Annotated in this window: 20 protein-coding genes; 14 read left to right on the forward strand and 6 right to left on the reverse strand. The window is 69.4% G+C overall.

Going from position 1 to position 21,982, the window contains the following annotated elements:
• Positions 1-848 (forward strand): hypothetical protein (locus VHA73_07040; protein HVX17771.1); only part of this gene is annotated, 848 nt, incomplete at its 5' end.
• Positions 849-912: 64 nt separating this feature from the next.
• Here the strand turns inward: VHA73_07040 and VHA73_07045 are convergent.
• The gene (locus tag VHA73_07045) at positions 913-1,971 is read right to left on the reverse strand and encodes a cyclase family protein (protein HVX17772.1); all 1,059 of its coding nucleotides are present in this window, start codon (positions 1,969-1,971) and stop codon (positions 913-915) included.
• A 99-nt stretch (positions 1,972-2,070) separates the two neighbouring features.
• On the opposite strand from VHA73_07045, the gene VHA73_07050 reads away from it, so the two are divergent.
• Genes VHA73_07050 through VHA73_07060 form a run of 3 tightly spaced genes read left to right on the forward strand, consistent with a single transcriptional unit; the run spans position 2,071 to position 5,365 of the window.
• Complete coding sequence (locus VHA73_07050) at positions 2,071-3,315, forward strand: amidohydrolase family protein (GenBank protein HVX17773.1); 1,245 nt, start codon at positions 2,071-2,073, stop codon at positions 3,313-3,315.
• A gap of 32 nt (positions 3,316-3,347) precedes the next feature.
• Positions 3,348-4,214 carry an SDR family NAD(P)-dependent oxidoreductase gene (locus tag VHA73_07055; protein ID HVX17774.1) on the forward strand — a complete coding sequence of 289 codons (867 nt, stop codon included), beginning with the start codon at positions 3,348-3,350 and terminating at the stop codon, positions 4,212-4,214.
• Positions 4,215-4,216: 2 nt separating this feature from the next.
• Positions 4,217-5,365, forward strand: a complete 1,149-nt coding sequence (locus VHA73_07060) for an acyl-CoA dehydrogenase family protein (GenBank protein HVX17775.1) — start codon at positions 4,217-4,219, stop codon at positions 5,363-5,365.
• A 123-nt stretch (positions 5,366-5,488) separates the two neighbouring features.
• Here the strand turns inward: VHA73_07060 and VHA73_07065 are convergent, their stop codons facing one another.
• Together VHA73_07065 and VHA73_07070 are read right to left on the reverse strand one after the other, a co-directional pair.
• Positions 5,489-7,480, reverse strand: a complete 1,992-nt coding sequence (locus tag VHA73_07065; GenBank protein ID HVX17776.1) for a dehydrogenase E1 component subunit alpha/beta — start codon at positions 7,478-7,480, stop codon at positions 5,489-5,491.
• A 15-nt stretch (positions 7,481-7,495) separates the two neighbouring features.
• Positions 7,496-8,116, reverse strand: a complete 621-nt coding sequence (locus tag VHA73_07070; GenBank protein HVX17777.1) for a TetR/AcrR family transcriptional regulator — start codon at positions 8,114-8,116, stop codon at positions 7,496-7,498.
• Positions 8,117-8,190: 74 nt separating this feature from the next.
• On the opposite strand from VHA73_07070, the gene VHA73_07075 reads away from it, so the two are divergent.
• Positions 8,191-9,747: a long-chain fatty acid--CoA ligase gene (locus VHA73_07075; GenBank protein ID HVX17778.1), complete on the forward strand. Its 1,557-nt coding sequence runs from the start codon at positions 8,191-8,193 to the stop codon at positions 9,745-9,747.
• On the opposite strand, the gene VHA73_07080 is transcribed toward VHA73_07075, so the two are convergent.
• On the reverse strand, positions 9,739-10,059 hold the full coding sequence (locus VHA73_07080) for a putative quinol monooxygenase (protein HVX17779.1): 321 nt from the start codon (positions 10,057-10,059) through the stop codon (positions 9,739-9,741). The genes VHA73_07075 and VHA73_07080 overlap by 9 nt on opposite strands.
• A gap of 91 nt (positions 10,060-10,150) precedes the next feature.
• Here VHA73_07080 and VHA73_07085 point away from each other — a divergent pair, with 91 nt between their 5' ends.
• Genes VHA73_07085 through VHA73_07095 form a run of 3 tightly spaced genes read left to right on the forward strand, consistent with a single transcriptional unit; the run spans position 10,151 to position 13,496 of the window.
• Positions 10,151-11,437, forward strand: coding sequence for a cytochrome P450 (locus tag VHA73_07085; GenBank protein ID HVX17780.1), 1,287 nt, complete (start codon positions 10,151-10,153; stop codon positions 11,435-11,437).
• Complete coding sequence (locus tag VHA73_07090; protein HVX17781.1) at positions 11,434-12,177, forward strand: SDR family NAD(P)-dependent oxidoreductase; 744 nt, start codon at positions 11,434-11,436, stop codon at positions 12,175-12,177. Before VHA73_07085 ends, VHA73_07090 begins: the two co-directional genes overlap by 4 nt.
• 32 nt (positions 12,178-12,209) lie before the next feature.
• Positions 12,210-13,496: a cytochrome P450 gene (locus VHA73_07095; protein ID HVX17782.1), complete on the forward strand. Its 1,287-nt coding sequence runs from the start codon at positions 12,210-12,212 to the stop codon at positions 13,494-13,496.
• Between the two features lie 37 nt (positions 13,497-13,533).
• On the opposite strand, the gene VHA73_07100 is transcribed toward VHA73_07095, so the two are convergent.
• Positions 13,534-14,352 carry a hypothetical protein gene (locus tag VHA73_07100; protein HVX17783.1) on the reverse strand — a complete coding sequence of 273 codons (819 nt, stop codon included), beginning with the start codon at positions 14,350-14,352 and terminating at the stop codon, positions 13,534-13,536.
• A 61-nt stretch (positions 14,353-14,413) separates the two neighbouring features.
• Here VHA73_07100 and VHA73_07105 point away from each other — a divergent pair, with 61 nt between their 5' ends.
• Together VHA73_07105 and VHA73_07110 are read left to right on the forward strand one after the other, a co-directional pair.
• Positions 14,414-15,409 carry an ATP-binding cassette domain-containing protein gene (locus VHA73_07105; GenBank protein HVX17784.1) on the forward strand — a complete coding sequence of 332 codons (996 nt, stop codon included), beginning with the start codon at positions 14,414-14,416 and terminating at the stop codon, positions 15,407-15,409.
• Positions 15,409-16,311 (forward strand): ABC transporter permease, encoded by a 903-nt coding sequence (locus tag VHA73_07110; protein HVX17785.1) that lies wholly within the window; start codon positions 15,409-15,411, stop codon positions 16,309-16,311. The genes VHA73_07105 and VHA73_07110 overlap by 1 nt, the downstream gene beginning before the upstream one ends.
• Here the strand turns inward: VHA73_07110 and VHA73_07115 are convergent.
• Positions 16,304-16,900, reverse strand: coding sequence for a hypothetical protein (locus VHA73_07115; protein ID HVX17786.1), 597 nt, complete (start codon positions 16,898-16,900; stop codon positions 16,304-16,306). The two genes, VHA73_07110 and VHA73_07115, sit on opposite strands and share 8 nt — an antisense overlap.
• Positions 16,901-17,381: 481 nt before the next feature.
• Here VHA73_07115 and VHA73_07120 point away from each other — a divergent pair, with 481 nt between their 5' ends.
• From VHA73_07120 to VHA73_07135, 4 genes are all read left to right on the forward strand, one after another.
• Positions 17,382-18,119, forward strand: a complete 738-nt coding sequence (locus VHA73_07120; GenBank protein ID HVX17787.1) for an alpha/beta hydrolase-fold protein — start codon at positions 17,382-17,384, stop codon at positions 18,117-18,119.
• Positions 18,120-18,178: 59 nt separating this feature from the next.
• Positions 18,179-19,153, forward strand: coding sequence for a bifunctional riboflavin kinase/FAD synthetase (locus tag VHA73_07125; protein HVX17788.1), 975 nt, complete (start codon positions 18,179-18,181; stop codon positions 19,151-19,153).
• 71 nt (positions 19,154-19,224) lie between these two features.
• Positions 19,225-20,382: a DEAD/DEAH box helicase gene (locus VHA73_07130; GenBank protein HVX17789.1), complete on the forward strand. Its 1,158-nt coding sequence runs from the start codon at positions 19,225-19,227 to the stop codon at positions 20,380-20,382.
• A gap of 234 nt (positions 20,383-20,616) precedes the next feature.
• Positions 20,617-21,942, forward strand: coding sequence for an ABC transporter substrate-binding protein (locus VHA73_07135; protein HVX17790.1), 1,326 nt, complete (start codon positions 20,617-20,619; stop codon positions 21,940-21,942).
• Positions 21,943-21,982 lie beyond the last annotated feature (40 nt).

A 21,982-nucleotide genomic window follows, 5' to 3' on the forward strand; every position in this document is an offset into this window, starting at 1 on the left:
CGGCTGAGGAGCGGCGCGAGCTGTTCGAGCAGCTGTGGAACAGCCCCGGGTTCATGAAACTCACGAGCAACTACTACGACCTGCTGTTCAACGACGCCGTGAACGACGAGTGGTGCGCGTTCATCGCCGAGCAGATCCGCGGCATCGTGCGCGATCCCGCCGTCGCGGAGAAGCTCATCCCCACCGACCACCGATTCGGTGGCAAGCGCCCACCGTTCGTCACCGGCTACTTCGAGGCGTTCAACGACCCGAAGGTCTCGTTGGTCGACCTCCGCGAGACCCCGATCGTGCGCGTCACCGACACCGGCATCGAGACGACCGACGGCCTGCGCGAGCACGACATCGTCGTCTGGGCCACCGGCTTCGACTTCGGCACCGGCGCGCTCACCCGGATGGGCATCCACGGGCGCGACGGGCTGGCGCTCACCGAGCACTGGGCCGACGGGCCGACCACGTTCTTGGGCTTGCAGACCCGCGGCTTCCCGAACTTGTTCTTCCCCGGCGGGCCGCACGCAGCGGCGGGCAACAACCCCCGCTACAACGGCGACCAGGTCGACTTCCTCACCGACGTGCTCACGCACGCAGCAGCCCGCGGCTGCGACGTGATCGAAGTGAGCGCCACGTCAGAGGAGCGCTGGACCCGCATGGTCGACAAGGGCGCCGCCAAGACCACGTTCGGGGTGATCGGCCAGTACGTCGGCGGCAACATCCCGGGCAAACCCAAGCGGTACTTGCTGAACACCGGCGGTCGGCCGAAGTTCTTCGAGGTCACCGCCGACGTCGTGGCCCACGGCTACGACGCGTTCGAGTTCACGAGCTCGTCCGCCCCGGCGGCGGCCGACGGCTGACGGGCCCTCCGCGAGCGGCGCGGCGCGCGATCTGGGCGCGGCGAGCTGAAGATGACGGGCCGAGTCAGACCGTGGCGATCGGGGTGAGTGGCGAGCCCACGATGCCGGGCAGGCGCAGCGGGGGAGCGGTGAGCAGGAAGCGGTTGCGGCCGTGCTCGCGCAGCCAGCCGGCGAGCTCGTGCAAGTACCACATCTCTCCGAGCGGCACCCCGAGCTTGAACAGGCACAAGTGGTGGATCGGCAAGAACGAGTGGCGGCTCGGATCGCGGTCCTTGCCCAGCAGGCCCTCGACCGCGTAGTTGTCGGCCACCAGCGCGGCGATCTGCGAGTCGGCGATCCACTCGAGCAGCGCGGGGTCGCGCCCGTCGAGGTACGACGAGGTGGTGAAGATCTTGCGCGGGTCGGGGTTGCGGTCCCACTCGAGGACTCGGGTCGCGAACCCGGTGTGGAACAGCAACATGTCGCCCGGTTCGACCACCACCTGGTCGGCGGCGAGGATCTCCTGGAGGAGCTCGAGGTCGACGGCCCGCCACTCGTCGCCGAGGTGGTGCGCCAAGTCGACGAGCACCCCCCGGCCCTGTACGCCGTGGAAGGCCATGTGCTCCAGGCCGAGGTGGCGGGCGAAGCAGCGGTGGCCGATCCCGTCGCCCGCCACGTCGTCGCCGGGGCCGACCAGGTCGGTGCCGGCCCGGTAGCCGTTGTAGTAGACGCCCTCGTCAACCCCGTCGCCGTCGGCGTCGAACTCCGCGCCGACGTGCGCGAGCGAGTCCCACTGCGTCGAGTACTGCAACGAGAGCGTGACCACATCGTCGGCCCACACGTCGACGTACTTCGGGTCGCCGAAGTCGGGCATCTCGCTCATGTGGATGTTGTAGAAGGTGTCCGCGTTGCCATCCATGTCCTCAGTGGGTGCGAGCACCGGGGGGTGGCGCCGCTGGTTGAGCGCCGTGCCGCCCGGGAAGTCGAGCGGCAGGCTGAGACAGAACGTGACCCCGGCCTCGACTTCGTGCACGCCTTGGCGGACCTTTTCAGGGGTGAGCAGGTTGATGCGTCCGAGCTCGTCGTCGTCGCCCCAATCACCCCAAGTCGAGCCGTCCGGGCGTTGCGCCCATCGCTTGGTCACGGCTTCCCCCTTGTGCCTGTCGCGGGCCGATCCGTCGCATTGTATGTACCGACCGGTTGGTCTAACGTCGGCGCGAGTGGTCACCGAGAAGGTCAAGCCATGACGGCGAAGGATTTCGTTGTATCGGCCGACGGGCACTTGCTGGAGCCGCCCGACCTCTTCCGCACCCGGATGCCCGCGCACTTGCGCGACCGGGCGGTGTGGGAGGAGGACTTCGAGCTCGACGAGCCATGGGAGGGCGGAGCCCGGATCTTCCGTCGCCTGCACACGGCCGGGTTCGAAGGCTGGACGATCTCGCGGTACCGCCAGACCCGGGGGCGCATGCCCGAGGGTGACCCCGACCTCATCCTCGAGGACATGGACTTCGACGGCGTCGACGCGCAGGTGTTGCACCCGAACCTGTCGCTGTTCGGCTTGTACTCCGACGACCACGAGCTGTCGATGGCCCACGCCCGCGTGTACAACGACTACGTGATGGAGCGGTTCTCGCCGTACTTCCATCGCTTGGCGCCGACGGCCCCCATCCCGATCACCGACATCGACGACGCGGTGGCCGAAGTGGAGCGGGTCGCCGATGGCGGGTTCCGTGCGGTGCTGCTTCCTGCCACCCCGCCCAAGCCGTACCACTCCCGCGAGTACGACCCGATCTGGGCCGCGATCCAAGACGCCCAGCTGTCGGTGTTCGTGCACACCCAGACCGGCGGGATCAAGGTCGACGACGCGGAGTCGACCACGCTGCGGGTGGTCATGGAGAACGCCCGCCAGGTCAACGAGCCGATGACCGAGAAGGCCGCCGCCAAGCGGATGATCACCCAGGCGGTGTACCAGCCGATCGTGCCGCAGCAGGTCATGTGTCAGCTGATCGGCGGCGGTGTGCCGGAGCGGTTCCCCGACCTGCACTTCTCGCTGATCGAGTTCAACGCGCATTGGCTGTCGTCGTTGGTCGGCTCGATGGACAAGTGCTGGATCACCGGGCTCGGCCAGGATGCCGACTGGTGGCTCGGCGTGTGGGACGAGGAACGTCCGGCGTCCGACCAACCGAACATGGCGCAGCTGTTCCGCCTCAACGAGAAGTGGCCCTACCCGCTCATGCCGAGCGAGTACGTCCGGCGCCAGTTCCACGTGTCGTTCCAAGACGACCCCGTGGCGGTCGCGTGCCGGCACATCACCGGCCTGTCGACCATCGTGTGGGGCAACGACTACCCCCACGCGGAAGGCACGTTCCGTGCCAGCCGGGAGCTGCTCGCCACCCAGCTCGGCGACCTCCCCGACGACGACCGCAAGGCCATCGTGGGCGGCACCCTCGGCGACCTGCTCGGCTTCGCTCCCGCGGTGTCGAGCTGAGCGAGCTTCGCTTCGACGGGCGCGTCGCCGTCGTGACCGGCGCCGGACGCGGCATCGGGCGCGCGTACGCGCGGCTCCTCGCCGCGCGCGGCGCCACCGTGGTGGTCAACGACCTCGGCGGCTCGATGACGGGGGTGGGCGTCGGCGACGAGCCGGCCACCGCGGCCGTCGAGGAGATCACCGCGGGCGGTGGGACGGCCGTCGCCGACACCAACGACGTCGCCACACCCGGCGGGGCCGCCGCACTGGTCGAAGGTGCCGTCGAGCGCTTCGGACGCCTCGACGTCTTGGTCAACAACGCCGGGATCATGCGCTGGGCGCGGTTTCCCGACGTGTCCGACGACGACTTCGAGCGGCACCTCGCGGTGCACCTCGGCGCCTCGTTCCTGACGGCGCGCGCCGCGTGGCCCCACTTGGCCGCGCGGGGCACCGGCCGGATCGTCATGACCACGTCGGCGGGCGTCTTCGGGCTCCCCGACAACACGGCTTACGCGGCGGCCAAGGGCGGCGTCATCGGGCTCACCCGGAGCCTGGCGACGGCCGGCGCCACTGACGGCATCAAGGTCAACCTCATCGCGCCGGCGGCAATCACCCGCCTGGCCGGTGGGCAGACCGACGACGACGGGTCGATGTCACCGGACCTCGTCGCCCCGCTGGTGGCGTTCCTCGCCCACGACGACTGCCCGTCGAACGGCGAGATCTACACCGCCGGAGCGGGCCGCTTCGCCCGCATCTTCCTCGCGTCGACGCCGGGCTACGTCCACCGTGGCGAGGCGCCGACCATCGAGGACGTCGTGGCGCACTGGAACGAGGTCGTCGACGACACCGGGTACTCGTGCCCGGACAGCCTCATGGACTGGTCCGCTTCGTTCACCGCCCACCTCGACCAGCAGGGTTGACCATGGACTTCTCCCTCGACGAGATCGAGCGCGACCTCGTGGCGCTGTGCCGCACGTTTGCACAAGAGCAGATCGCCGTCCGTGCCCCGGCCGCATGGGAGGAAGCTCGCTGCCCGACCGACCTGTTGCGCGAGATGGGCGAGCTCGGGCTCCTCGGCATGTTGGTGCCCGAGCAGTGGGGCGGGATCGGCATGTCGACCGTCGGGTTCGTGGCGGCGATGGAGCAGATCGGGTTGGCCGACCAGTCGGTCGCGGCGGCCTGGCAGGCCCATGTGACGATCGGGTCGCTCCCGCTGTTGCTGTTCGGCACCGACGAGCAACGTGAGCGGTGGCTGCGCCCGCTGGCCGAAGGCCGTGCCCTCGGCGCGTTCGGGCTCACCGAACCCGGCGCGGGATCCGACGCCCGTGGGATCAGCACCCGGGCTGAGCGCCGCGACGGTGGTTGGGTGATCAACGGCACGAAGACGTTCATCTCCAACGCCGGCACCGATCTATCCTTCGGCGTCACGCTTCTCGCACGCACCGACGACGGCGACGGCGGCGCGGCGAGGTACGGCAGCTTCGTGGTCGAACGGGGCACCGACGGATTCACGATGGGCCCGAAGATGCGCGGCATCGGCTGGCGCGGGCTCGACACCCGCGAGCTGTACTTCACCGATGTGTGGGTTCCCGAGGACCACCTCGTGGGCGACCCGGCGATGGGGCTCGGCCAGTTCCTGCGCACCCTCGAAGTGGGTCGCATCTCGATCGCCGCGCTGTCGCTCAGCCTCACCCAGGCCGTGCTCGACCTGGCCACCGGCTACGCACGCAGCCGGGTGCAGTTCGGCCAGCCGATCTCCGGGTTCCAAGCCGTGCAGTTCAAGCTCGCCGACATCGCCACCGAGCTCGAAGCCGCCCGCTGGCTGACATATCGAGCGGCGTCGCTGCGCGACCACGACCAGCCGTTCATGAAAGAAGCGGCCATGGCGAAGCTCAAGGCCAGCCGGCTGGCCGCGTGGGCCGCGTCGGAAGCGGTGCAGATCCACGGCGGGATCGGCTACATGCTCGACACTCCCGTGGCCCGGTTCTACTGCGACTCGAAAGTGCTCGAGATCGGCGAGGGCACCAACGAGATCCAGCACCTGGTCATCGCCCGCGCCCTCGGCTGCTGACCCACCACCCTCCTCCCGCCGCCCCGGCCGCCCGCCCCGGCCGCCCCGGTCGTGCCCCGGTTGTGGTGTGAGCACCTAGCCACGTCCCAGGTGGTCAAGTGCTCACAGCAGTGGGGTGCGGGGTCAGGTGTGGACGACCTCGCGGATGGCGGCGGCGATCGTGTCGCGGTCGGGCAGCCACGCCCGTTCGAGTCCGGGTGCGTACGGGGGCGGCGTGGCTGCGGCGCCCACCCGATGGATGGGTGCGTCGAGGTCCCAGAAGGCCTCGCGGGCAACTGTCGCCGCGATCTCGGCGCCGATGCCGAACGGCACCACGGCTTCGTGCGCGATCACCAGGCGGCTCGTCTTGTGCACCGACTCGAGCACCGGCACGAGGTCGAGCGGAGCGACGGTCCGCAGGTCGATGACTTCGACCGAGACGTGCTCGTCAGCGAGCGTTTCGGCTGCGGCCACCGCCTCGTGCACCATCCGCGACACCGACACGACGGTCACGTCGTCGCCGTGGCGTACCACTCGCGAGCGACCGATCGGCACCAGGTGGTCGACCGGCGGCTGCGGACCCTTCTTGCCGTACAGCAGCCGATTCTCGATGAAGATCACCGGGTTCGGGTCCTGGATGGCGGATCGCAGCAGCCCGTACGTGTCGGCCGGGGTCGACGGCATGACCACCGTCAGGCCCGGTACGTGGGCCAGCAGGGCCTCGAGGCTCTGGGAGTGCTGGCTGCCCGACGAACGGCCGGCGCCGAACTGGGTGCGAACGGTGAGCCCCATGCGCGCCGCGCCGCCGGTCATGAACGGCAGCTTGGCCGCCTGGTTGAGGAGTTGGTCGAAGCACACGCCGAGGAAGTCCAGGTACATGACCTCGACCAGCGGGCGCATGCCCGCCATGGCGGCGCCGACGCCCAGCCCCACGATCGCGGTCTCCGATATCGGTGTGTCGCGCACCCGCTCGCCGAACTGCTCGTGCAAGCCGGGCAAGATGCCGAACACGTTGCCGCCCTCGGCGACGTCGATGCCGGCGACGAACACCTCGGGGTCGTTCGCCATCTCGACTTCGATGGCGCTGCGGATGGCGTCCATGGTGCGGATGACGGGGGCATCGGGCGGAGGGTCAGGCGGCTCTGGCGGTGCGGGCCGCTCGCGCACCACGAAGTCGTGCAATGTCTGCGGGTCGGGATCGGCGAGTCGGCGTGCCGTCTCGACCGCTTCGTCGAGCTCCGTGGCCACGGCGTCCTCCATGGCCTCGAGCTCGTCGTCGGTGATGCCGGCATCGCGCAGGTGCTGTGCGTGGATCACGAGCGGATCGCGCTCGGCCCACTCGCGGACTTCGTCGGCCGACCGGTACCGCTCAGGGTCACCTTCGTAGTGACCGTGCCAGCGGTACGTGGCCGCTTCGACGACGATGGGCCCCTCGCCGGCCCGGACCCGAGCCACCGCGTCGGCCATGGTGGCGGTGGTGGCCATCACATCGTTGCCGTCGACCGCCGCATAGGCGACCCCGTAGCCAGCCGCCCGCCGCGCCAGCGGCGCCGCGTGCTGGTTGGCTACCGGCGAGAACTCGGCATAGCCGTTGTTCTCGCAGAAGAACACGACCGGCAACGACCAGACCGCAGCCAAGTTGACGGCCTCGTGGAACGCGCCCTGCGCCGGTGCGCCGTCACCGAAGAACGCCACGGCCACGCCGCCGTCGCCGCGCAGCTTCGCAGCGGTCGCTGCGCCGACGGCCAGCGGCACGCCGGCAGCCACGATGCCGTTGGCACCGAAGATGCCGAGCTCGGGGTCGGCGATGTGCATCGATCCGCCCCGCCCGCGGTTGGTGCCGGCGTCCTTGCCCATCAGCTCGGCGAACATCGCAAGCGGGTCGAGGCCTTTGGCCAGGCAGTGCCCGTGGCCCCGGTGTGTCGAGGTGATCGCGTCGGACGGCCGCAGCGGCCAGCACGCGCCGACCGCACTGGCCTCTTGGCCGATCGACAGGTGGACGAAGCCCGGGATCTCGTTGCCGCGGTACAAGCGCGACACGCGCTCTTCGAAGCCCCGGATCACCAGCATGCGGCGGTGGAGCTCGAGCAGGTCGTGGCGGGTGAGCTCGAGCGGGGGGACGGGCGTGGCGGTCACGGGGATGGGGCTCTGCTACTCGGCGCGGCGCGCGATGCCGCGCATGAAGATCTCGGCGAACGGGTCGGCGATGTCGTCGACGAGCGGCCGCTGGCCGCGCTGCCACCACAAGTACGTGTAGTTGTGCATGCCGAGCCAGGCCCGCGACGTCAGCCAGGGGTCGAGCGCCCGGAAGTCGCCCGCGTCGACACCTGCTTGGAGCACCTTTTCGATCGTGGCCTCATACTCCCGGCGACGCTGCCGGAAGTGCTTGGCGCGCTCGCCGGTGAGGGCCGGGAAGTCGTGCAGGAAGACCCACACGTGGTCGGGGTACCGCTGGATCGTGTCGAGCAGCGCGCGACCGAGTCGCCGGAGCTGCTCGGGGGGCGCGCCGCCTTCGTCGGTGATCTGGGCCGCGCCTTGGAGCACTTCGTCCATCACCCGGTCGTGGATCGCGACCAGCAACGCTTCTTTGGAGCCGATGTAGTGGTAGAGGGCACCTTTGCCGAGCTCGTTCGCCTCGCAGAGCTCGACGATGCCGGTCGCGTGGTACCCCTTCGCCGCGAACAGCCGAGCCGACGTGTCGACGATCGCGTCGTGGCGCGCTTTCCAGTTGGCGTTGTGCCCGGTTCCGTTCCGGGCCTCCGCTCGCGGCATCGACCCCACGCTAGCGGTTGCCCACTTCTCTAGACTGACTGGTCGGTACAGAACCTTGGTCGAAGAGGACGGTGATGGCGGAGCCCCACGTAGAGGTCGATGTCAACTGGTTCGCAGTGCTGGCCCACCACGCGCGCCACGCACCGGACAAGGCCATCACCATCTTCGAGGGGCAGACCGTCACGTACGGCGAGATGGCGGACCGGGCCGGTCGTCTGGCTGCGGGCCTCCATGCGCGCGGCGTCCGCGCCGGCGACGTGGTGGCGCTGCTGTCGTACAACTGCCCCGAGTTCCTCGAAGTGCTGTTCGCGGCCAACTACCTCGGTGCCATCGCCATGCCGATCAACTGGCGTCTCGCCGCGCCGGAAGTGCGCTACATCCTCGAGCACTCCGCGGCGCGGGCACTCGTGTGCGACGAGGCGCTCGTCGAGCTCGGCGCGGCGGCGTCGGAGGGATCCGACGCGTTGGTGGTCCGGGGCACGACCACGTCCACCTCGGCCGCTGGGTGGGAGGCGGTGGCCGACTTGCGCGGTGCGGCCGCTTCCCTCGCGCCGGCGATGGCGGCACCCGACGACGTGCACCGCCTCATGTACACGTCCGGCACGACCGGCCACCCGAAGGGCGTGATGCTCACGCACGCCAACCTGGCGTGGAAGAACTTCGCCCACCTGGTGGAGTTCGGGTTCAACGCGAACGACCTGGGCTTGGCTTGCGGCCCGCTGTACCACGTCGGCGCGCTCGACCTCACCACCACCACGTTGATCGCAGCAGGCGCCACCACGATCTTGCATCGCGTGTTCGACGCCGGAGCCGTAGTCGACGAGCTCGAACGTTCGCGGGTCACCACCGTGTGGCTGGCCCCCGCGATGGTCAACGCGATCCTCGCCCTGCCCGGCATCGACCAGCGCGACCTCTCGTCGGTACGAGTGGTGATCAACGGTGGTGAGAAGATGCCGGTCCCCCTCATCGAACGGATCCAGCGGACCTTCCCCTCTGCGTGGTTCGCCGACGCGTACGGCCTCACCGAGACGGTCTCGGGCGACACGTTCCTCGACCGGGACAGCATCATCACCAAGCTGGGCAGCGTCGGCCGGCCGTGCCTGCACCTCGACGTCGCCATCTGGGACGGCAACGGCAAGCCGGTGCCACCGGGCGAGCCGGGCGAGGTCGTGTTGCGCGGCCCGAAAGTGTTCAAGGGCTACTGGCGTGATCCCGACGCCACCGCCGCGGCATTTGCCGGCGGGTGGTTCCACACCGGTGACGTCGGCATCGTCGACACCGACGGCTACCTGTTCATCGTCGACCGGCTCAAGGACATGATCGTGTCCGGCGGCGAGAACATCGCCGGGTCCGAGATCGAGCGGGTCCTGTACGAGCACGACGCGGTCCGTGAGGCAGCAGCGGTCGGTCGACCCGACGACAAGTGGGGTGAGGTGCCGGTGGCGTTCGTCGTGCTCCGAGACGGCGCTTTGGCGTCGGCCGACGATCTGCTGGCCCACTGCGGCGAGCGCCTGGCCCGGTTCAAGACCCCGAAGGCCATCACGTTCCTCGACGAACTGCCGCGCAACCCCTCGGGCAAGGTCCTCAAGCGCGAGCTGCGGGCCGGGCGCGGGACGGGCGGATCAGGATGATCCTTCGCTCACCCCGGTCCAGCCGTCGCCCGGCGCCTCGACGTGGATGATCTCGGGCGCAGCCGCGAGCCAGCGCGGCATCTGCTCCGACGCCGTGCGGAAGTGCTCGGAGTCGACGTGGACCTGGCCGGCAGCCTCGTCGCGGAACACCTCGATCAACATCCAGAGGTTGGGGTCGTCGGCGCTGCGGCACCAGTCGAACGAGATGCAGCCCGGCTCGGCGCGCGACGCCGTGGTGAAGTCCGCGACGAGCGACGGGAAGTCGTCCGCGTACTTCTCGCGGACCGGCTGTTTGACGACGATCAGGATCACGGGCCCTCCCGGTGAAATCAATCTTCTCGTTTTCTAGCAAGATGATTGCCTGATCTGAGAAACTTGTTCATCCACACCTCGGAGGGGCGCTGTGCCGGATTGGAAGACCATCGACTTTTTCACCGACCAGTCGTTGGTCGAGGACCCGTATCCGTACTTCGACGAGCTGCGATCCGAGTGCCCGGTGCTGGCGCTCCCGCACCTCGGAGTCGTTGCTGTGTCGGGCTACGACGAAGCAGCCGACGTGTACCGCGAGCCCGAGGCGTTCTCGTCGTGCAACTCGGTGATCGGGCCGTACGCGACGTTCCCGGTGCCGCTCGACGGCGACGACGTCGGTGCGATCGTCGCCGAATACCGCGACCAACTCCCGATGCACGAGCACATGGTCACGATGGATCCGCCCGACCACACGCGCGAGCGCGCGCTGCTCATGCGCCTCATCACGCCCAAGCGGCTTCGTGACAACGAAGACTTCATGTGGCGGCTCGCCGACCAGCAACTCGACACGTACGTCGCCGCGGGCGGCGGTGAGTTCATCTCGTCGTACGCGCAGCCGTTCGCGATGCTGGTGGTGGCCGACCTGCTCGGTGTGCCCGCCGAGGACCACCAACGCTTCGTCGAGGGCTTCGGGCTCAGCGAGACGCCGGGGGAGGTCGGTGCCGGCGAAGAGGGCGCCACGTCGGAGAACCCGCTGTCGTGGCTCGACGAGGTCTTCGCGGAGTACATCGAGGACCGGCGCAAGACCCCGCGGTCCGACGTGCTCACCAGCCTCGCTTCGGCGACGTACCCCGACGGCACCACGCCAGATGTCGTGTCGGTCGTGCGAACGTCGACGTTCCTGTTCGCTGCGGGCCAGGAAACCACCGCACGGCTGCTGGCCGCGGCGCTGAAGTACCTGGCCGAGAACCCCGACCAGCAAGAGGTCCTGCGCGCCGACCGGGAGCAGATCCCAGCCTTCCTCGAGGAAGTGCTGCGCGTGGAGAGCCCGGTGAAGACCGACTTTCGCCTGGCCACGCGCTCCACCACGGTGGGCGGCGTCGACATCCACGCCGGCACGCCGGTCATGTTGCTCAACGGTGCCGCCAACCGCGATCCGCGCCGCTTCGAGTGTCCGCATGAGTTCCGTGCTGACCGCGAGAACGCGCAGGCCCACATCGCGTTCGGGCGCGGCATCCACTCGTGTCCCGGCGCGCCGCTGGCGCGTGCGGAGGCTCGCATCAGCATCGAGCGGATCTTGAGCCGGATGCGCAACATCCGGCTGTCCGAAGCGCACCACGGCCCGCCCGGCGCACGGCGCTTCACGTACGAGCCGACGTGGATCCTGCGCGGCCTGACCGAGTTGCACCTGGAGTTCGACCCCATGGAGGTTGCGAAGTGAGCCCAGTTGCCGTCATCACGGGCGCCGCGTCGGGTATCGGCCTGGGCGTGGCTCAGCGCCTGTCCGCCGACGGCCACCCTGTCGCCTTGCTCGACCGCGACGGCGACGGGGCCGAAGCGGCCGCGGCCGAGCTTCGCGGCGGGGGAGCGTCGGCCGTCGCGGCCACGGTCGACGTCGCGGACCGTTCCGCTGTCGACGCGGCCTTCGCGCACGTGCGTGCCGAGCTCGGGCCCGTCGGGTTCTTGGTGACGAGCGCGGGGATCGAGTCGTTCACGCCCGTGCTGGAGATCACGCCCGAGTTGTGGGACCACATCGTGGCCGTGAACCTCACCGGCACGTTCAGCTGCGTGCAGGCCGCACTGCCCGACATGCTCGAAGCAGGCGCGGGACGGATCGTCACGATCGCCTCGTCGAGCGCCCAGTCCGGCGCGCCGCACATGGCGCACTACGCCGCGTCGAAAGGCGGCGTGATCAGCCTGACCCGAGCGTTGGCGGTCGAGCTCGCCAAGCAGCAGATCACCGTCAACACGATCACCCCGAGCCTGGTCGACACTCCGATGGCCCGCCACGCCGAGGAGACTGGTGACTTCCCCGGCATCGACGTGGTCGCACCGATGGTCCCGCTCGGACGGGCCGGCACGCCGGACGACATCGCGGCCGCCTGCTCGTACTTGTGCTCCGCCGACGGCAGCTACGTCACCGGGCAAGTGCTCGGCGTCAACGGCGGCATGTACATCTGACCAGTTCCACGCCGACCGCACGGGGGACCCCGATGGCCGACTTCGACGCAATCGACTTCTTCCGCGACCAAGACCTCGTCGCGGATCCGTACCCGTACTTCGAGTACTTGCGCGCCAAGTGCCCGGTGGTCCGCGAGTCGCACCACGACGTGATGATGGTGACGGGCTACGACGAGGCCTGGGAGATCTACCGCGACGTCGAGCGGTTCTCATCGTGCAACTCGGTGAGCGGCCCGTTCCCCGGCTTCCCCGTGCCGCTGGTGGGCGACGATGTCAGCGAGCTCATCGAGGCGCACCGCGACGAGATGCCGATGAGCGACCAGCTCCCGACCATGGACCCGCCGATGCACAAGGCACACCGCGGGCTCCTCATGCGCTTGCTCACCCCGAAACGTCTCAAGGAGAACGAGGAGTTCATGTGGGGTCTGGCCGACCGCCAGATCGACGAGTTCGCCGCGGCCGGTCACTGCGAGTTCATCCGTGAGTTCGCGGGCCCCTACACCCTGCTCGTGATCGCCGATCTGCTCGGGGTGCCCGAGGAGGACCACGAGATGTTCCGGGCCGAGCTGCAGGGCAATCGCCACCGGCAAGGCCAAGCGGTGGGCAGCACTGGGGCCGAGTCCCTTGCGCGGAGCCCTCTCGAGTGGTTGTACGAGCGGTTCAGCGACTACATCAGCGACCGGCGGCGCAACCCGCGCGACGACGTGCTCACCAAAGTCGCCAGCGCAACGTTCCCCGACGGCTCGATGCCGGAAGTGATCGACGCGGTCCGGGTGGCGGCCAACTTGTTCGCGGCGGGTCAGGAGACCACGGTTCGCCTGCTCGCGTCGGCGCTGCAGCTCATCGCCGAGCGGCCCGACCTCCAGCAGTGGTTGCGGGAAGACCGGTCACGGATCCCCGACTTCGTCGAGGAGACGCTGCGGTGGGAGAGCCCGGTCAAGGGCGACTTCCGTCTGTCCCGGGTGCCCACCACGATCGGTGGCGTCGACATCCCGGCTGGCACGACGGTGATGTTGGTGAACGGTGCCATCAACCGCGACCCCGCTCGCTTCGAGTGCCCACACGAGTTCCGCGCCGACCGTCCCAACTCCCGGGAGCACGTGGCGTTCGGGCGGGGCGTCCACTCTTGCCCGGGCGGGCCGCTGGCGCGCGCCGAGGCCCGGGTGAGCATCGAGCGGCTCCTCGATCGGCTCGAGGACATCACGATCTCCGAGGAGCACCACGGCCCGCCGGGCGACCGGCGCTACGCGTACGCGCCCACCTTCATCTTGCGCGGTCTGCAGAAGCTGCACCTGGACTTCACCCCGGCCACGCCCTGAAACCCCCGTTCTGGGGGTGGAGTCAGATCGGGTTGCGTCAGACGGCGAGGTGGTCGGCCATGAGCGCGTAGCCGTCGCCGTCGGCCCGCACCCGACCACCGCCGGACCCACCCATCAGCGTGGTGAGCAACAGGCCGCCGCGGTCGGCCAGCTCGCCGAGGATCGCCCGGCGAGTCACGGTGGCGAGGGCCAAGTCGGCGTCGCCCACGTCGAACCCCGGGTCGTCGACTTGGATCGGCGACAGGACCAGGTGGCCTGGCACGATCGCGAGGTCGTCGCCTGACTCGATGCGCACCGCGAAATGGCCGGGGTTGTGCCCGGGAGCGTCGACCACCTCGATGCCGGGCGCGAGCGTGGCCGGCGCGACCACTGAGTCGATCACCCCGGCCGCTCGCAACACGCCCACTTCGTCGCCGCCGTACACCGGGTCGCCCCGGTCGACGGAGGCGAGCTCGTCGGCGGGGTACACGTAGCGCGCATTCGCGAAGGCGGCCACCCATCCGCCCGAGGCGTCAGGTCGGGTGTTCCACCCGATCCCGTCGATGTGGCTGTTGATCACGAGGTCGACGTCGTCGGCGGGGAACCCGGCGGCGGCGAGCTGGTCCAGCAGCCCCGCCGCGTGGTCGGCGGCATCGGGCTGTGACCGCGGGTTGTCGTCGGCAAGCCATGGATCGATCACGACCCGCTGCCCGTCGGCCGTCCGCAGCGCCAGCGCGCTGAAGGCCAGTCCGATCTCGTCGGGGGTGGGCGCGAGGTCCGGCACCATCCAGCCCGGCACGTCATACGTCGTGGGAAGCGAGAACGAGGCATCCTCGATCCGGACGATGTCGATCTCACCCACGCGCCAGCGGTGCATGCCCCGAGTGTCGCGGATGCCTGGCGCACATGCGCGCCGAATTGCGGGTTGACTGGTGCGGATGACGCCACGACCAGATGCCGACCGCGCGGCCACCGCGGTCGCCGAGCGAGCGCCGATCATCCGCACGGTCGACCTCACGAAGGTGTACGCAGGCTCGGACTTCCGGGCCGTCGACGCCCTGAGCCTCGAAGTCCACACCGGCGAGATCTTCGGACTGCTCGGACCCAACGGTGCCGGCAAGACCACCACCGCCGGGATGTTGACCACCCGGGTGATCCCCACCTCGGGCCGAGCCAGCATCGCGGGGATCGACGTGGTGACCCAGCCGGCCCTCACCAAGCAGCTGATCGGTGTGGTCAGCCAGCAGAACACGCTCGATCGCCAGCTCGACGTCTGGGAGAACCTCTACTTCCACGGTCTGCTGTTCGGGCTCGGCACGTCGGAGTCGAAGCGGCTGGCCACCGAACTGCTCGAGCAGTTCCACCTCGCGAACTGGGCCAAAGCGTCGGTGTACGCGCTGTCGGGCGGCATGGCGCAACGGCTGATGGTGGCGCGCTCGATCATGCACCGGCCGGCCGTGCTCTTCCTCGATGAACCCACGGCGGGCCTCGACCCCCAGTCGCGGCTCGCGCTGTGGGAGATCCTCGGCGACCTCCATGCCCAAGGCCAGACCATCGTGCTCACCACCCACTACATGGAAGAGGCCGATCAGCTCTGCGATCGCGTCGCGGTCATGGACCACGGTCGCATCCTCGCCCTGGACACACCGGCGCGACTCAAGGCCGGTGTCGGCGCCGACACCATCGCGACCGTGAAGGTCGACGGCGACGCGGGTGGCCTGGACCGCCGCTTCGAGGCCGAGCTCGACGGCGTCACCGGCATCCGTCCCGTCGACGGCGGCTACGAGCTGCGCGTCCGCGGCGCTGAGCGGCTGATCCCACGCCTGGTCGCCGTCGCCGAGGAAGCCGGCGTCGACCTGGTCGACCTGAGCATCGCCGAACCCACGCTCGAGGACGTGTTCATCGACCTCACCGGCAAGGAGCTGCGCGACTGATGACCGAGCTCTCGACCGCGCCCGCCACAGCCGGCGCCGTGCCACCGGACACCACCCCCTCGATCGCAACCGCGCCGACCCGATCGGTGGGAGCGGCCAGCCGCGCCGCCTTCACGGCGCTGATCCGTCGCGACCTCGTGGTGCTCGAGAAGAACCTCATCGAGTTCGTCACCCGCACCCTGGTCCAGCCGTTCTTGTTGGTGTTCACGTTCTTGTACGTGTTCCCGACGATCGGCCAGGGGATCGGCGGGGGTAGCGGTGGTACGGCCGCCTTCGCGACCGTGCTGGTTCCCGGCGTGGTCGGCATCTCGGTCATGTTCCAGGGCATCCAGGCCGTGGCCATGCAGCTCGCGCAGGAGTTCGGCTACACGCGGGAGATCGAGGACCGCGTCCAGGCGCCGTGCCCGCTGTGGATGGTGGCGGCCGCCAAAGTCATCTCGGGCGCGGTGCAAGGCGTGATCGCCGCGGTGATCGTGTTCCCGATCGCGTCGGTCGTCCACGCCAAAGGCGTGCACGCACACTTCGACGTGCACTGGGCGGTGGCCATCACGCTGATCCCGCTGGCGTGCCTGTCGATGACCGCGCTCGGCCTGCTGTTGGGCACGATCTTCGAGCCGCGCAACCTCGGCTTGATGTTCGGGTTCGTGGTGCTGCCCATCACCTTCCTCGGCGGCACGTACTACCCGTGGGTGAGCCTCGAGGGGGTGAAGGTCGGCTCGTTCTCGTGGCTGCAGGTGCTGGTGCTGGTCAACCCGCTGATCTACATCAACGAGGGGTTGCGCGCCGCGTTCACCACGGTGCCGCACATGCACTTGTACGTCGTGTACCCGGTGGTCGTGGGCCTGACGGCCGGCTTGTGGTGGCTCGGCATCCGCGGCTTCAGGCGCCGCGTGCTCAGCTGACCGGATCGGCGAGACCCAGGTCGTCGAGCAGCTCGACCACCGAGCAGCAGGCCATCACCTGCACCAGCGCGTCGTGGAGCTCCGCCGACTTCACTTCGTCGCCCGCCTCGCAGCTCAAGTGCAGCACGAGCACATCGGTCTCGTCGTCACGGTGGACCGCGATGGCCCGGGTCGTGGCGGCGGGGAACGTCACGTCGGTCGGCCGCGCCTCGAGCGTGGCGACGATGGCCTCCTGGGTCAACGTGGTGGGCAGCACGTGCGTCCACTCCGATCCCCGGGTGACCCGGTAGATGCCGCCCGGGAAGGCGCGGTCACCTGGGGGGAGGCCGATCTCCACCCGTGGGTCGTGACCTTCCTCGAGGCCGGCGAACGCGAGGTCCTGGCCCGCGGCCATCGCCCGGTGCGCCCGACCCACTGCTCGGTTGAAGGCGCAGGGAGGGACGTAGCGGGCGCAGCCATCGGGGAACGGTGGGCGTCGCACTTCGATCAACGTCCGTCGCCCGTCGGCGACGCGGACCCGCAGGGCGGGCGCGATCATCGACAGCGCGGCGGCCTTTCGCAGCGCGCGCAGCGCGCGGGGAGTGATCACCGGCCCGCCGATCGACGGTTGGTCGTGGGCCGTGGTAGGTCGCTGGAGCGGCGATCGGCGCGGTGGCCAGGCCGGGGGCGGGGCGGGCGCTCGGCGATCAGGTGCACAGGGCTACCTCCGACTCGGGACTGTTAGGGATACCTTACTAACTGATACAGGTATGCCGATCAAGCCCGGGTCGGTGCGCGGGTCGGACGGTACCGTGGTCGCGGTGTCCGCCCGATCCGGTTGTCAGCCGCGCCGCCGAGCTCGGACGGTCCGGGGCCTGCTCGTGGCGTCGGCGCTGGCGCTCGCCGTGGCGGGGTGCGGCCGCGCGGGGGGCGAGCTCGCGCGGTCGAGTCCCGGCGCGCAGGGCCGGGTGGCAACAGCCGATCATTCGAGGCCTGCGCGGCGCCCAACGACCACGACGCTGCCCACGAGAGTCGCACGCGTCGGCCGCGGCAAGGCCCCGGAGTGCACGCGACCCGGCCGCGATCAGGTCGTGCGCGTACCCGACCCCACCGCCGTGGGCGGCGTCCGGGTCGTCCTCGTGCATCGCCCGCCCGGGCCGGACCGCAGCGACATCCCCATCCTGTACCTGCTTCACGGTTCGACCACCCACCCGTCGACGTTCGTGCAGTTCGGTACGGTCGCGGCGCTCGACGCGGGGATGTGCCAGACCGGCGTGCCGTTCGTGGTGGCGATGCCCGACGGAGAGGTGGCCGACGGGACCGACACGGAATGGTCCGACGCGGACGACCACCGGTTCATGATCGAGACGTTCGTGACCGAGCGGCTGATCTCCGAGGTCGAAGGCGACCATCCCCGCACGCCACAGCTGCGCGCGATCGGTGGCATCTCGATGGGCGGCTTCGGCGCCGCGTCGATCGCGCTGCGACACCCTGACCTGTATCGCCAGGTCCTGACGTTCGGCGGCTACTTCCACGTCGACGATCCGGCGGGGGTGTTCAAGGGCCATGACGCCCTCCACGCACCCGACGTGCTGGTGCGACCGGCCGCGAAGTCGCTGCGGTGGTTCCTGGTCGAGGGCCTTGACGACAAGACCCCGCTCCAGCAGGGGACGATCGGTGGCGAGGCCGACCGATTCGCGGCGATCCTCCACCGGTACGGCATGACCTACGTGGTCCGCCATCCACCAGGCGGCCACACGTTCGCGACCTGGAACCCGCAGATGGGTGCCGCCGTGGCGTTTCTCGCCCAGGGGTGGACCGGCAGCTGAGCGCCGGTTCGGAGTCGGGCGACCAGCAGAGGCGGCGGTAGCTTGGTGCCCGCTTGGACGTGATCCGTGACCTCCGTGCGTGCCCGCGCCCCGTCGACGGCTGTGCCGTCACCATCGGCGCGTACGACGGCGTGCACCGCGGTCATCAGCTCGTGATCGCCGAGGTGCGGCGGCGGGCCGCGGAGCGTGGGTTGGCCACCGCGGTCGTCACGTTCGATCGCCATCCCGCCACGGTCGTGCGGCCCGACTCGGCCCCCCTGCTGCTCAGCACGCTCGACCAGAAGCTCGGGCTGCTCGACGCCACCGGGATCGACTACGTGCTCGTCCTCACCTTCGACGAGGCCCGCTCGAAAGAGCCGGCCGTGCAGTTCGTCGACGAGGTCCTGGTCGATTGCCTGCGCGCCCGGCTCGTGGCGGTGGGCGCCGACTTCCACTTCGGCCACAAGCGCGAGGGCAACGTCGAGCTGTTGCGGGAGTTGGGCGCGACCCGGGGCTATGACGTCGAGGTCCTCGACTTGGTCGGGCTCGACGGGCAGCCGGCCGGCGGCGGTACGAGCGTGTCGTCCACTGCGATCCGCGCGGCGCTCGCTGCAGGTGACCTCGCACGCGCCAACGAGCTGCTCGGGCGACCCCACGAAGTTCGCGGCGTGGTGGAGCACGGCGACAAGCGCGGGCGTGACTGGGGCTTCCCGACGGCCAACATCGCCTTGCCGGACTCGACCGCGCTGCCCGACGACGGGGTCTACGCCGGGTGGTACGTGCGGCCCGATGGCAGCGTGCACCCGGCTGCTCTGTCGCTCGGTCGCCGCCCCACGGTGTACGCCGACCACGGTCTCCGCTTGCTCGAGGCGCACCTGCTCGACTTCGACGGCGACTTGTACGGCGAAGCTGCACACGTCCGGTTCGTCCGCCGGCTGCGAGGCCAGGAACGCTACGACGACATCGCCGACCTGGTCGCCCAGATGCACCGCGACGTCGACGACACCCGCTCGGTGCTGGCCGCCGATGCGGTGGTCGAGGGCGACGGTCGGTAGCCTGGGGAGATCCACGGGATGCCACGAGGCGCGTCGACACGCGTCCGGCTCCCCTGAAGCAGGAGCGTTGTTTGCCCACGTTCGCCTCGTTGGGCGTCGACCCACGCATCGTCGATGCCCTGAACCGGGCCGGGATCACCGAGCCCTTTCCGATCCAGGCCCAGACCATCCCTGACGGGCTCGCCGGTACAGACGTCTGTGGCAAGGCCAAGACCGGTTCCGGCAAGACCCTCGCGTTCGGCATCCCGTTGCTGCAGCGCACGACGCCGGCCGACAAAGGGCGCCCGACCTCGCTGGTCCTGGTGCCCACACGGGAGCTGGCCATGCAGGTCTGCGAGGTCCTCCAGCCGCTCGGCGCCGCGGTGGAACGGCGCGTCGAGCCGGTGTACGGCGGTGTCGACATCAACCGCCAGATCCGGGCCATCGAGCGCGGGGTCGAAGTCCTGGTGGCGACGCCTGGCAGGCTCATCGACCTGATCAACCGCGACGAGGTGTCGTTGGCCGACCTCTCGTTCGTGGTGGTCGACGAAGCCGACCGCATGGCCGACATGGGTTTCCTTCCCCAAGTCGAGTGGGTGCTGCGCCACGCGCCGCGTGGACACCAGACCCTGCTGTTCTCCGCCACCCTCGACGGCGCCGTGCAAGCCCTGGTCACCCGCTATCAGACCGATCCGGTCCGTCACGAGGTCGGCGATGCCCAGGTCAGCATCGAGGCGATGACGCATCGTTTCTTGCTGGTACACGAGATGGACAAAGCGAAAGTCGCCGGCGCGATCATCGCCAGCGCGCACCGCACGATCGTCTTCTGCAACACCAAGCGCGCGGCCGACCGGTTGGTGCGCGACTTGGAGGACCTCGGTTTCGACGTCGCCGCGATGCACGGCGACCTGCGTCAACGCGATCGCACCCGGGCGGTCGCCGACTTCTCGAGCGGCAAGGTCCACGCGCTGGTGGCCACCGACGCGGCGGCACGTGGACTCGACATCGACGACGTCGATGTGGTGATCCACTACGACCCCACCGACGACCCGAAGAACTACCTGCACCGCTCCGGGCGCACCGCCCGAGCCGGCGCGTCGGGCGCGGTGGCCACGTTGCTGTTGTGGAACGAGGAGCTGGCAGTCCGCCGGCTGCGCACGCGCTTGCGGCTCGAGGAGCCCATCGTCGAGGTCTTCTCGAACGACAAACGCTTGTCCGACCTCACCAGCTGGGACACCCTGGTCAGCTGAGCCACCCGTGGCTTGACGGCCACGGCCACGGCCACGGCCATTGCCACGCCGACGGTCACAGTCGAAGGTCGCCCACGGTCGCTCCGGTGTCGGCGGTGCCGGCTCGGCTACGGAGCGCAGTTGGCCCGCCTCGCCGCGCACGTGGGGGTTACCATCCCCGCGTGCGTCCCAGGGGTGGACGCCGCAGCTCTGCAATCGACCGAAAGGCGTGTGGTGCGTAGCAAACGTGTGTCGGTGAAGTGGCTGGTTCCGGTGGTGGCGATCTCGCTCGTCGCCGCCGCGTGCAGCTCCAGCAAGAGCACGACCAAGACCGGCGACACCGGGTCAAGTGGCACTGCGGCGACCACCACCGTCGCCGCGGTGAGCCCAGCAGACAACGGTGGACGCAAGACGGGCAACAGCGCCGGCTTCACGCTCGGCACCCTGTTGCCCCTCACTGGCGACCTGTCGCAGCTCGGCCCGCCGATGGTCAAGGCCGGCGAGATGGCGGTGCGCGACATCAACGCGGCTGGTGGCGTGAACGGCAAGCAGATCACCGTGGTCGCCAAGGATGACGGCGGCGGTTCGCAGAACGACCTCGCCAAGGCGAACGTCGGCCAGCTCATCAACCAGAGCAAGGTCGACATGATCCTCGGCGCCGCGTCGTCGGCCACCACCAAAGAAGTGATAGGCGACATCGTCTCGAGCGGCACGGTCGAGTGCTCGCCCTCCAACACGGGTGCCGACCTCACCCAGTACCCCGACAAGGGCCTGTACTTCCGCACAGCTCCGCCCGACGAGCTCCAAGGCCCCGCCTTGGCCAAGGCCATCACCAACGACGGCCACTCGAAGGTGGCGGTGATCGCGCTGAACAACGACTACGGCCAAGGGTTCGTGCCCTTCCTGCAACAAGGGTTGTCGAGTGCGGGCGCGAAGATCGTGACCACGGTGCCGATCGACCCGAAGGGCTCGTCGTTCGACGCCGACGTCGACAAGGCGCTGCGGTCGAACCCCGACTCGATCGTGATCGTGGCGTACCCCGACACGGGTGGTGCGGTGCTGAAGTCGCTGGCGCAAAAGGGCAAGGGCCCCAAGGTGCTGCCCACGTACGTGACCGACGGCTTGCAGTCGAACGACCTCTACAAGAACGTCGATCCCAACAACCCGGCGTCGGTGGCGGGCATCAAGGGGACCGCGGCGTCGGCCGCACCCGAAGGTGGCACGCCGGACTTCGCGTCGCAGCTCAAGGCGTTCGCGCCGGAGGTGACGTCACCGATCTACTCGGCACAGTCCTATGACTGCGTCACCATCGCCGCGCTGGCCGCCGAGAAGGCCAAGTCGAACGCCCCGTACGACATCGCCAAGAACTTCGCCGCAGTGACGTCGAAGAACGGCGAGAAGTGCACGTCGTTCAAGCAGTGCAAGGACCTCTTGGCGCAAGGAAAGACCATCAACTACGTCGGCGCGGCCGGCCAGCTCAACTTGAACAAGTACGGCGAGCCCAGCAAGGGCGACTACGAGCTGTACGAGTTCCAAGCCGACGGCACGTACAAGACACTGCAGCACGTCGCCGTCGGCTGACGAGGACCGCTGACGCCGACCGCCGGCCCCCTCCCGACCG

It is taken from the genome of Acidimicrobiales bacterium (assembly GCA_035547835.1).
Taxonomy (GTDB): Bacteria; Actinomycetota; Acidimicrobiia; order Acidimicrobiales; family Iamiaceae; genus DASZTW01.